13 protein-coding genes are annotated in these 11341 nt (G+C 68.0%); 12 read left to right on the top strand and 1 reads right to left on the bottom strand.

The features are described 5' to 3' along the window. Nucleotides 1-24: 24 nt before the first annotated feature. The 5 genes from ribA to hisF all read left to right on the top strand — a co-directional run bounded on the left by ribA (nucleotide 25) and on the right by hisF (nucleotide 3525). A complete protein-coding gene (gene ribA / locus ACVWZ8_RS20650) occupies nucleotides 25-720 on the top strand; it encodes a GTP cyclohydrolase II (protein WP_426977202.1) in 696 nt (231 codons plus the stop codon). Nucleotides 721-775: 55 nt separating this feature from the next. Continuing rightward, nucleotides 776-1261, top strand: coding sequence for a 6,7-dimethyl-8-ribityllumazine synthase (gene ribH, locus ACVWZ8_RS20645; RefSeq protein ID WP_426977203.1), 486 nt, complete (start codon nucleotides 776-778; stop codon nucleotides 1259-1261). Nucleotides 1262-1421: 160 nt separating this feature from the next. Continuing rightward, a complete protein-coding gene (locus ACVWZ8_RS20640) occupies nucleotides 1422-1685 on the top strand; it encodes a phosphoribosyl-ATP diphosphatase (RefSeq protein ID WP_024367461.1) in 264 nt (87 codons plus the stop codon). A 135-nt stretch (nucleotides 1686-1820) separates the two neighbouring features. Then, nucleotides 1821-2681 carry an ATP phosphoribosyltransferase gene (gene hisG, locus ACVWZ8_RS20635; RefSeq protein WP_456505679.1) on the top strand — a complete coding sequence of 287 codons (861 nt, stop codon included), beginning with the start codon at nucleotides 1821-1823 and terminating at the stop codon, nucleotides 2679-2681. Nucleotides 2682-2748: 67 nt separating this feature from the next. After that, the gene (gene hisF, locus ACVWZ8_RS20630; protein ID WP_456505678.1) at nucleotides 2749-3525 is read left to right on the top strand and encodes an imidazole glycerol phosphate synthase subunit HisF; all 777 of its coding nucleotides are present in this window, start codon (nucleotides 2749-2751) and stop codon (nucleotides 3523-3525) included. 734 nt (nucleotides 3526-4259) lie between these two features. Here hisF and ACVWZ8_RS20625 read toward each other — a convergent pair. Then, nucleotides 4260-4904: a TIGR03085 family metal-binding protein gene (locus tag ACVWZ8_RS20625; protein WP_426979882.1), complete on the bottom strand. Its 645-nt coding sequence runs from the start codon at nucleotides 4902-4904 to the stop codon at nucleotides 4260-4262. A 154-nt stretch (nucleotides 4905-5058) separates the two neighbouring features. On the opposite strand from ACVWZ8_RS20625, the gene hisI reads away from it, so the two are divergent. From hisI to trpA, 7 genes are all read left to right on the top strand, one after another. Then, entirely contained in the window at nucleotides 5059-5496 is a 438-nt protein-coding gene (gene hisI / locus ACVWZ8_RS20620) for a phosphoribosyl-AMP cyclohydrolase (protein WP_456505677.1), read from the top strand. Between the two features lie 124 nt (nucleotides 5497-5620). Continuing rightward, on the top strand, nucleotides 5621-7189 hold the full coding sequence (locus ACVWZ8_RS20615; protein ID WP_456505676.1) for an anthranilate synthase component I: 1569 nt from the start codon (nucleotides 5621-5623) through the stop codon (nucleotides 7187-7189). After that, complete coding sequence (locus tag ACVWZ8_RS20610) at nucleotides 7186-7854, top strand: Trp biosynthesis-associated membrane protein (protein WP_426977212.1); 669 nt, start codon at nucleotides 7186-7188, stop codon at nucleotides 7852-7854. Before ACVWZ8_RS20615 ends, ACVWZ8_RS20610 begins: the two co-directional genes overlap by 4 nt. A 66-nt stretch (nucleotides 7855-7920) precedes the next feature. Beyond that, on the top strand, nucleotides 7921-8208 hold the full coding sequence (locus ACVWZ8_RS20605) for an HGxxPAAW family protein (RefSeq protein ID WP_426977213.1): 288 nt from the start codon (nucleotides 7921-7923) through the stop codon (nucleotides 8206-8208). Between the two features lie 2 nt (nucleotides 8209-8210). Further along, complete coding sequence (trpC, locus tag ACVWZ8_RS20600) at nucleotides 8211-9029, top strand: indole-3-glycerol phosphate synthase TrpC (protein ID WP_456505675.1); 819 nt, start codon at nucleotides 8211-8213, stop codon at nucleotides 9027-9029. A 127-nt stretch (nucleotides 9030-9156) separates the two neighbouring features. Then, nucleotides 9157-10509, top strand: a complete 1353-nt coding sequence (trpB, locus tag ACVWZ8_RS20595) for a tryptophan synthase subunit beta (protein ID WP_426977216.1) — start codon at nucleotides 9157-9159, stop codon at nucleotides 10507-10509. Next, nucleotides 10506-11339: a tryptophan synthase subunit alpha gene (trpA, locus tag ACVWZ8_RS20590; protein WP_456505674.1), complete on the top strand. Its 834-nt coding sequence runs from the start codon at nucleotides 10506-10508 to the stop codon at nucleotides 11337-11339. Before trpB ends, trpA begins: the two co-directional genes overlap by 4 nt. Nucleotides 11340-11341 lie beyond the last annotated feature (2 nt).

Raw genomic sequence — 11341 nt, 5'->3', positions numbered from 1 at the left:
TAGCCGTTTGATGAAGGAGAGACGATGACGACGTCGGAAGCACAAGAGATCAGCACGGGACGCCAGCCGCATCCGGTCAGCGCGGGACCCATCGTGCAGCTGCCCACGGGCTTCGGCGACTTTGTGGCGCAGGCCTGGACCGATCTGGCCACCGGAGCCGAACACCTCGCGGTCAGTTCGCCGCTGCCTCCTGTTGACGGCAAGGCACCGCTGGTGCGCCTCCATTCGGAGTGCCTCACCGGCGATGTGTTCGGCTCCTACCGCTGCGACTGCGGCGAACAGCTGGCCTACGCCCTCGAGATGATCAACGAATTCGGCGGCACGCTGCTGTACTTGCGCGGGCAGGAAGGCCGCGGGATCGGCCTGGCGAACAAGATGAAGGCCTACGCCCTACAGGAAGCCGGCTTCGACACGGTGGAGGCCAACGAGCAGCTGGGCCTGCCGGTGGACGCTCGCTGCTACAAGGCCGCGGCCCAGATCCTCGCCGAGATGGGACTACACGAGGTCCGCCTGCTGAGCAACAACCCAGATAAGCAGGACCGCCTCGCCCAGGCCGGTGTCCGCGTGGTGGAGATGGTTCCCACCGAGGTCCCCTCCCGGGAGCAGAACATCCGCTACCTGCAGACCAAGAAGGACCGGATGGACCACCGGCTGGTCCTGGACATGGAGCCGGCAGCGCCGGCAGCGGGCCTGCGCGGATTCGAATACGAACAAGACTGACCAAGTACCACCCCATTAGACACCGCAAAAGACTTAGCAGAACAAGGAATCCCAGATGAGCGGACACGGCGCACCACAGATTGACCTCAGCACCTTCAAACCGGAGGAGACCTCCCGGCTGAAACTGGCCATCGTGGCAGCCAGCTGGCATACCCAGATCATGGACGGGCTGCTTGACGGCGCCCTCCGTGCGGCCAAGGACGCCGGCATCAGCGAACCCACCGTGCTGCGCGTTCCCGGCACCTTCGAACTTCCCGTCGCCGCCGCCCGGCTGGCGCCGCACTTCGACGCCGTCGTGGCGCTCGGCGTCGTGATCCGCGGCGGAACCCCGCACTTCGAGTACGTCTGTGAGGCCGCCACCCTGGGCCTCACCGAAGTCTCGGTGCGCACCGGCGTGCCGGTCGGCTTCGGCGTGCTGACCTGCGACACCGAACAGCAGGGCATCGACCGGGCGGGGCTGCCCGGCTCCACAGAGGACAAGGGCCACGAGGCGGCCACCGCTGCCCTCGCCACCGCCGTGACCCTCCAGCAGTACAGCTGACGGGGAGGGCCTCGGCGCCGGTCATGGTGGAATCGGAGTCGCGGAATCGGCGTGGTGGAATCGCCGTCGTGGAATGGGCACTGTGGAATCGCTCACATCCCGGCCGTCATGCAAGGGCCCCGCAGGCGCTGCCCGGCAGCGAGCAAGTAGGCTGGAGGGTGTGAAGAATTTCGAGTCGCTGTTCGCAGAACTGAGTGAGAAGGCAGCCGTCCGCCCGGAGGGCTCCCGCACCGTCGCCGAACTGGATTCCGGAGTCCACGGCATCGGTAAGAAAGTCGTGGAAGAAGCGGCCGAGGTCTGGATGGCTGCCGAGTATGAATCCGATGAAGCCGCCGCGGAAGAAATTTCCCAGCTCCTCTATCACCTGCAGGTTCTGATGCTCGCCAAAGGACTCAGCCTGGAGGACGTCTACAAGCATCTCTAGCCACGTCCGCGCCGGAGCCCGCCTGAATATTTCACGCGGATCCGGTGCATTGCGTGGCCCGCTGTGCCTGAACCGACTGTTCCTGAACGGACTGTTCCTGAACGGACTTCGTCCTGACCAAGAAAGACCTCCCCAATGCTGAGAGTTGCCGTCCCGAACAAGGGATCCCTGTCCGAAGCCGCCTCCGCCATGCTTGCCGAGGCAGGCTACCGCCAGCGCCGCGACACCCGCGAGCTCGTGATGGTGGACCAGGACAACGACATTGAATTCTTCTTCCTCCGCCCGCGCGACATCGCCGTGTACGTCGGCCAGGGCACGCTCGACGTCGGCATCACCGGCCGCGACCTGCTGCTCGACGCCGAGGTTGAAGCCGAAGAACTGCTGCCGCTGGGCTTCGCCGCCTCCACGTTCCGCTTCGCCGGCCCGGTGGGCGACTTCAGCTCAGTCGAACAGCTCGAGGGCAAGCGCCTCGCCACCAGCTACGACGGCCTGCTCCGCGGCTACCTCGCCGAGCGCGGCATCAAGGCCAAGGTCGTCCGGCTCGACGGCGCCGTCGAATCCTCGGTCCGGCTCGGTGTCGCGGACGCGATCGCCGACGTCGTCGAAACCGGCAGCACTCTCAAGGCCGCCGGCATGGAGATCTTCGGGGAACCGATCCTCAAGTCCGAGGCCGTGCTGATCCGCCGCACCGGCCAGGGCGGCGCCGCGAACGGAACCGTCAAGGAAATCGAGGTGCTGATCCGCCGCCTCCAGGGTGTCCTCGTGGCGCGGCAGTACGTGTTGATGGACTACGACATCCGCAAGGAACTCGTCGAAGAGGCCGCCGCACTGACGCCGGGCCTCGAGTCACCCACGGTCTCCCCGTTGCGCGATTCGGACTGGGTTGCCGTCCGTTCCATGGTGCCCAAAAGGGAAACCAACCGGATCATGGACGAGCTGTACGACCTGGGCGCCCGGGCCATCCTGGTCAGCACAATCCACGCCTGCCGCATCTGACAAACGGCGCGTCCGTGACTCAATTTTCCGTGAGTGAATCTTTCGTGAGCGAATACCAGGAGAAGCCATGACTGTAGCCGTGCGCGTCATCCCGTGCCTCGACGTCGACGCCGGCCGCGTGGTCAAGGGCATCAACTTCGAAGGACTGCGCGACGCCGGTGACCCGGTGGAACTCGCGCACCGCTATGACAACGGCGGCGCCGACGAACTGACGTTCCTCGACGTCACCGCGTCCTCCGGCAACCGGGAGACGACCTTCGACGTCGTCCGCCGCACCGCCGAGGAAGTCTTCATCCCGCTGACGGTGGGCGGCGGTGTCCGCTGTGTGGCCGAGGTGGACAAGCTCCTGCGCTTCGGCGCGGACAAGGCTGCCATCAACACCGCGGCCGTGGCCCGGCCGGACGTGATCGATGAGATCACCCGGCACTTCGGCTCCCAGGTCCTCGTGCTGTCCCTCGACGCGCGCCGCACCCGCCCGGGATCGCAGCCCACCGCCTCCGGCTTCGAGGTCACCACCCATGGCGGACGCCAGGGGACCGGGATCGACGCCATCGCCTGGGCGCGTGAAGCGGCGGACCGGGGCGTGGGCGAAATCCTGCTCAACTCGATCGACGCCGACGGCACCAAGGACGGCTTCGACCTGGAACTGATCCGCCTCGCGCGGGCGGCGGTCAAAGTGCCGCTGATTGCCTCCGGCGGCGCCGGCAAACCCGAGCACTTCCCCCCGGCGGTGGCGGCGGGCGCCGACGCCGTCCTTGCGGCCTCGGTCTTCCACTTCGGTCCGCTCGACATGATCGCCCAGGTCAAGGCCGCCATCCGCGAGGCAGGCTTCGAGGTCCGCTAGGCCCACTAGTTGGCATTTTCGTTGGTTCGTCGGGGGGTTAGGTCCAGGCGGTGGGGTTGTTGGGGTAGAGGCCGCAGGCGGTGTCGCGCCAGGCCATCGCCGGCGGCGGTTTCAAGGGCCTCGGCCAGCCGGCCGGGTCGACCGGAATGCACCACCGGCCTCAACGACCAGCTGCTCTACGCGTGAGCAGCCACGTGCACGCACCGGCAGCCTGACCCCGACGGCCTCAGCGAAAATGAGCACCGGACAGGACATGCCCCGCGCCGGGGCCAGCGGATGGACATATTCGGGTCATGCCCGGTCCCCGGGGCGAAGACTGGGCGGTGTCCTCCCGGGGAAGTGGCCCGACGCCCCCAGCGGAGCCACTGCACGTGCTCCCGGGTCAGGACATGCCCCGCGCCGGGGCCGGCGCATGGACATATTCCGGTTATGCCCGGTCCCCGGGGCGAAGGCTGGGCATGTCCTCCCGGGGAAGTGGCCCGACGCCCCCCAGCGGAGCCACGGCACGTGCCCCCGGGTCAGGACATGCCCCGCGCCGGGGCCGGCGCATGGACATATTCCGGTCATGCCCTGTCCCGGGCGCGAAGAATGGGCCTCAACCCCCGACGAATTAACGAAAATGACCGCTAGGCCCACTGGGTCCGCTGCACAGCAACGCGGGGTCACTTACCGCCCATCCCGCCGGGAATTATGGGCGGTAAGTGACCCCGCGTTGCTTGGCTTTGGGTGGTGCCTTAGAGGCCGACTTCGGCGGACTGCAGCAGCGCGACGGCGTCCGGCTGTCCCTCGAAGGTCACGAGGGCGTGGCGGGTGCGGCCATGGGCGTGCATCAACAGTTCGCCCGGTTCGCCCACGATGGCCACGGACACCGGAGCACGTTTGGCCACGTGGCGGGGCCCGGAGGGACGCACCAGTACGATGCCCAGATCCACGCCGCGGTACAGGATCGCGGCGCGCTTGATCAGCTCATCCCAGAGCGCGTCCGAGTACTCCTCGTCCAGGGCGCGCGGCGCCCAGCGGTCCACCGCCCGGCGGACATCCTCGGTGTGGACGAAGTACTCGATCAGGTTGGAGCTCTCATCCAGGGCCTTGATCTTCATCGGCGAGAGCGCGGGCGGGCCGGCGCGGAAGGCGGTGACCAGCTTGTTGTAGTCCTCCGGCGTCTTCAGCTTGGCCGCCAGTTTGGCCGTGGCCTGGTCCGAGGCCTTGGACAGCCGCTTGATCAGGAGCCCCAGTCCGACGGCGGCTTTACGCTCGCGCAGGTACAGGTGGGCGGCAAGGTGGCGGGTGAGCCAGCCCTTGCAGAGCGTGGGGGAGTCAGGGCCGGCCGCCAGCAGGGTTTCGGCCAAGACTTCTCGGGACGGATCGGCGAAATGCATCACTTGTGAAACTAGCACGAGACGGCGCGGCGTGTGCACTGGAACCGCCGCCGTTTGGATGCCCGCAGGCTTTCCACGGCTCGTTGGCTCCGATGTTAAGCGCCGGTGCTGAGGAGAAAGCCCCCGCCCCCTTGGAGGCACTAGACTTGATCTGATGTCTGAGCAGCCCGCCCCCGCCCCTTTCCCGAGTTCGACGGCCCCGAATGTGACGGCCCCGGGCCCGACGCCGCCGGGCAGCCCCCTCCCCGCCGGTCTTGCTGAGGCTCTCAAGCGGGATAGTGCAGGCCTGGTCGCGGCGATCGTCCAGCAGTTCGACACCCATGAGGTGCTCATGCTGGGCTGGATGGACGACGAGGCGCTGCACCGCACTATGACAACCGGACGCGTGACGTTCTATTCGCGCTCCCGCCAGGAATACTGGCGCAAGGGTGACACCTCCGGCCACGTGCAGTGGGTCAAGTCCCTCGCGATGGATTGCGACGGCGATGCCTTGCTGGTCCGCGTCGACCAGGTCGGCGCGGCCTGCCACACCGGGACCCGGACCTGCTTCGACGGCCGCGAGCTCGACGCCGTGACCGGCCACGCGGACTGACCCCGCGGCCCCGGCACACACCGCGCATACACCAGCCGCACTTCCGGGCACAGCCCGGCACTTGAATCTCCGGGCAGAAATTGAACCTTCAGGACCACCGAAAGAACAGGCGGAAATCACAGCCATGCAGGACCTTGGAATCATCAGCCCGGGCCTGGAGGAGTTCCGCGAACTCGCAGGCCACAGCCGCGTCATTCCCGTCCGGCTGAAGGTGCTGGCCGACGCCGAAACCCCGATCGGGCTGTACCGCAAGCTCGCGCAGGGCCAGCCCGGCACCTTCCTGATGGAATCCGCCGCTGTCGGCGGCGCCTGGTCCCGCTACTCCTTCATCGGCGCCCGTTCCCGGGCCACCTTGACCACCAAGGACGGGCAGGCGCACTGGCTCGGCGAGCCGCCCGTCGGCGTGCCGCTGGACGGCAGCCCGGTGGACGCGATCCGTGACACCATCGAGGCGCTCCGCACCGAACGGTTCGAAGGACTGCCGCCGTTCACCTCCGGCCTCGTCGGATTCCTCGGCTGGGAAACAGTCCGGCACTGGGAGAAGCTCACCAGCCCGCCGGACGACGACCTGGACCTGCCGGAGATGGCCCTGAACCTGGTCACGGACATGGCGGTGCACGACAACATGGACGGCACCGTCCTGCTGATCGCCAACGCCATCAACTTCGACAACAGCTCCGAACGGGTCGATGAGGCCTGGCACGACGCCGTCGCCCGCGTGAAGGCGCTGCTGGCCAAGGTCAGTACCCCCGTGGAGCAGCCCGTCTCGGTGCTGGAGACCGCCGCCCTGGACTTCGCCTCGAGCGTGCAGGAACGCTGGGACGAGACGGAGTACCTGGCCGCCCTGGACCGCGGCAAGGAGGCGATCGTCGACGGCGAAGTCTTCCAGGTGGTGATCTCCCGCCGTTTCGAAATGGAATGCGGCGCCGACCCGCTGGACGTCTACCGGGTGCTCCGGAACACGAACCCCAGCCCCTACATGTACATCTTCAGCCTCGAGGACGCCGCCGGCCGCCAGTACTCGATCGTCGGCTCCTCCCCGGAGGCGCTGGTGACCGTGACCGGCGAGGAAGTCATCACGCACCCCATCGCCGGCTCCAGGCCGCGCGGCAAGACCATCGAGGCGGACAAGGCCCTGGCCGAGGAACTGCTGGCGGACCAGAAGGAACGCGCCGAGCACCTGATGCTGGTCGATCTCTCCCGCAACGATCTGTCCAAGGTCTGCGTGGCCGGGACGGTGGACGTCACCCAGTTCATGGAAGTGGAGCGCTTCAGCCACATCATGCACCTCGTCTCCACCGTCGTCGGCAAGCTCGCCCCGGACGCCAAGGCCTACGACGTCCTGAAGGCCACTTTCCCGGCCGGGACGCTCTCCGGAGCCCCCAAGCCGCGGGCGCTGCGCCTCCTGGACGAGCTGGAACCCCACCGCCGCGGCATCTACGGCGGCGTGGTGGGCTATCTGGACTTCGCCGGTGACATGGACATGGCGATCGCGATCCGTTCGGCACTGCTCCGGGAAGGCCGCGCCTATGTGCAGGCCGGCGGCGGGATCGTGGCGGACTCGGTCAACCCCACCGAAGCCCAGGAAACCGTCAACAAGGCCGCCGCCCCGCTCCGCGCCGTCCACACCGCGGGCTCCCTGCACAACATCACTGCCGATTCCATCCAGGCTTCCGGGACGGAGAAGTCATGAGCAACGGGACCGCGCCCCAGGAACCCGCGCCCCAAAAACCCGCACCTCGGGAACCAACGGTCAAGAGCACCAGCCCGGTGGTCCCGCGCTGGGCGCGGAAATCCACCCTGGTCCTGGTCATGGCCGCCGTGTCCCTGGCGGTCTTCGGCACCACCACGCAGACCTGGCTCACGGTCCACCTCGACCCCACGCAGCTGGGCCAGGCCGTCAGCAGCCAGGACGGCCTGCAGGTGCAGGGCAGCAAGGCCGCCACCACCGTGACGGCACTGGCGCTCGTGGCCCTCGCCGGCGGACTCGCCGCCTCGATTGCGGGACGGGTGGCGCGCTGGATCATCACAGCGATCATCCTGCTCGCGGCCGCCGGCATTGTCAGCGCGGCCGCCGTCGTACTGGCGGATCCGCTGGCGGCAGCCCAGGGCTCCATCGCCGCCGCCACCGGGATCAGCGGCAGCAGCGTCCAGGTGGGCGTCACCGCCTTCCCCGCCCTCGCCGTCGTCGCCGGCGCCCTGCTGGGGCTCAGCGCGCTGGCGATCGTCCCGGCGGGACGCTACTGGAAAGCACGCACGAAATACGACACCGCCGCCGGCGCGGGCGCGGCGCCGACCGGGCCCGCGGACGAGATCGACAGCTGGGACCGGCTGTCACGCGGCGACGACCCCACCTGAGCCGATGCCCGCGGCACGGCCAATAAATGGCAGAATGTAACAAGTATTCATCCTGAGGAGATTTCAATGAGCAAAGCCACCGTTTCCGCCCCCAAGCCTGCCGCCGGAACGTACAACTACGACGACGTCGACCACAGAGAACCCACCGGCCACGGCAACAGCCCCGCCGCCTGGACCACCGTGTTTGTCATGCTCCTCGGCGGCCTCGTCATGTCCATCGCCTTTGTCATCGCCAACACCCCGATCTTCATTGCGGGCGGCGCCGTGATGGTGCTCGGCCTGCTGATCGGCTTCGGCATGCGCAAGGCCGGCTACGGCGTCGGCGGCAGCAAGCTGAAGAACTCCGGCCACTAAGCGTGACTGTTCTCGATGACATCAACGCCGGTGTCAAGGAGGATATGGAGGCCCGCCAGCGCCTCGTCACGCTTGCGGAACTGAAGGAACGTGCCGCCGCAGCCTCGCCCGCACGTGACGCCTGGGCCGCTCTCGGCGGCGCCTCCGCCGCGCGCGACGAGCTGAAGGTGATCGCCGAAATCAAGCGGCGCAGCCCGTCCAAGGGCGACCTCGCCAGCATCGCGGACCCCGCTTCCCTCGCCGTGCAGTACGCCGACGGCGGCGCGGCTGCGATCAGCGTCCTGACCGAACAGCGCCGCTTTAACGGCTCGCTGGCCGATTTCGATGCCGTCCGGGCAGCCGTGGACATCCCGCTGCTGCGCAAGGACTTCATGATCGACGAGTACCAGATCTGGGAAGCCCGCGCACACGGCGCCGACCTCATCCTGCTGATCGTGGCCTCCCTTTCCGACGCGCAACTGCGCGAGTTCAGCGACCTCAGCCGCGGACTCGGCATGAACGTGCTGGTAGAGACGCATACGGCGGAGGAAATCGAGAGGGCAGTCGCCGCCGAGGCCCGGATCATCGGCGTCAACGTGCGCAACCTCAAGACACTCGACGTCGACCGCTCCGTCTTCGCGGAACTCGCCGGGGGCATCCCCGCGGGCGCGCTTGTGATCGCGGAGTCCGGTGTGCGCGGCGTCGACGACGTCCGGCACTACGCGGCGAACGGCGCCAACGCCGTCCTGGTGGGCGAAGCCCTGGTCAGCGATGCCACCCCGCGCGAGCGGATCGCCGAATTCATGGCGGCCGGAGCGGAAGAAATCGCCGCCCGCTCCTGAGGGGCGTGCCGGACGGTCGCGTACCCTACGGGGCCGTCCCGGCACCCAGGGTCGGGTGCCGGGCGCGCGGCGCCTGCAAAACTTTTGAGGCTTTACTAGCTAGCAGTGGAACAGGATGGTGAGATTGATGGTCGATGCGCCAGCAGCCGGCTCAGACGAAAGCGCCGTGGACGCGTTCCTGCAGGGTGGAGAATCCCTGCGGCACGCCCCCGGGCCCTACTTCGGCTCCTACGGCGGCCGATGGATGCCGGAGTCGCTCATCGCGGCCCTGGATGAGCTCGAGGAGACCTTCGAGAAGGCCAAGGCCGATCCTGACTTCACCGCGCAGATCGCCGAGCTGAACAAAAACTACTCCGGCCGGCCCTCGCTGCTGACCGAGGCGAAGCGCTTCGCCGAGCACGCCGGGGGAGTGCGCATCTTCCTCAAGCGCGAGGACCTGAACCACACCGGCTCGCACAAGATCAACAACGTCCTGGGCCAGGCGCTGCTCGCCAAGCGGATGGGCAAGACCCGCGTCATCGCCGAAACCGGCGCCGGACAGCACGGCGTTGCCAGCGCCACGGCCGCCGCCCTGATGGGCCTGGAATGCGTCGTCTACATGGGCGCCGAGGACTGCCGCCGGCAGGCCCTCAACGTGGCCCGGATGGAGCTTCTCGGGGCCAAGGTCATCCCGGTGACCAACGGTTCCCAGACGCTCAAGGACGCCATTAACGAGGCGCTCCGCGACTGGGTCGCCAATGTGGACAACACCCACTACCTGCTGGGCACCGCCGCCGGCGCCCACCCCTTCCCGGCGATGGTCCGCTACTTCCACGAGGTCATCGGCGAGGAGGCCCGCGCCCAGATCCTGGACCAGGCCGGCCGCCTGCCCGACGCCGTGTGCGCCTGCATCGGCGGCGGCTCCAACGCCATCGGCATTTTCCACGGCTTCCTGGATGATCCGTCCGTGAAGATCTATGGCTTCGAAGCCGGCGGCGAGGGCGTCGAAACCGGACGCCACGCGGCGACCATCACGCTCGGCAAGCCCGGCGTGCTGCACGGGGCCCGCTCCTACCTGATGCAGGACGACGACGGCCAGACCATCGAGTCGCACTCCATCTCGGCAGGCCTGGACTACCCGGGCGTTGGCCCGGAGCACTCCTACCTTGCAGACATCGGACGGGTCAGCTATGAGCCCATCACGGACAGCGAGGCCATGGACGCGTTCCGGCTGCTCTGCCGCACCGAGGGCATCATCCCGGCCATCGAGTCCGCACACGCTCTCGCCGGCGCGATCAAGGTGGGCCAGCGGCTCGCCGCCGCGGGCAAAACATCAGGCAGCGCCGCAGGCCAGGCCGCAGGTAAGACTTCAGAAAAGATCGTGATCGTGAACCTGTCCGGCCGCGGCGACAAGGACGTGGCCACCGCCGCGGAATGGTTCGACCTACTGGACAAGGACTCACCCGAGTCGGAGATCGCCAAAGAGGGGGAGCAACTGTGAGCAGCGTCGAATCGTCCAGCAGCCGGGACATCACCAGCACCAGCAAGTCGGCGGCCGCGATTGACCGCGCCAAGGCGCAGGGCCGCGCGGCCCTCATCGGCTACCTGCCCGCCGGCTACCCCAGCGTTGCGGACACCATCGCAGCAGGGATCGCCCTTGCGGAGAACGGCGCCGACCTGATCGAGATCGGCGTCCCGTATTCCGACCCCGTCATGGACGGCCAGGTCATCCAGGCCGCCACCGTGGAGGCCCTCGACAACGGGTTCCGCGTCCAAGAGGTGTTCGACGTCGTCCGTGGCATCACGAGCAAGACCGACGCTGCCGTACTGGTCATGACCTACTGGAATCCCGTGGTGCGGATGGGCGTGGACGAGTTCTCCCGCCGCCTGACCGAGGCCGGCGGAGCCGGGCTCATCACCCCCGACCTGATCCCGGACGAAGCCTCCGAATGGATGGCGGCCTCGGACAAGTACGGCCTGGACCGGGTGTTCCTTGTGGCGCCCTCGTCCTCCCCGGAACGGATGAAGCGGACCGTGGACGCGAGCCGCGGCTTCGTCTACGCCGTCTCCATCATGGGCGTCACGGGCGCCCGGTCCTCCGTCAGTTCGGCAGCCGAGGGCGTCGTCGCCGCCGCGCATGCCGCCGGCGCCGAACGCGTCTGCGTCGGCCTCGGAGTGTCCAACGCGGACCAGGTCCGCGAGATCGCCGCCTACGCCGACGGCGTGATCGTGGGCACCGCCCTCGTCGCGGCGATCCGCGACGGCGGGGTGGATGCGGTAGCGTCCTTGACGAAAGACCTCAGCACCGGCCTCACCAAGGAAGAAGTGTAAGC

Source organism: Arthrobacter sp. UYCu723, from assembly GCF_054059215.1.
Note: the sequence above shows the minus strand (reverse complement) of the source record. Positions and strands in the feature narration are given on the sequence as shown.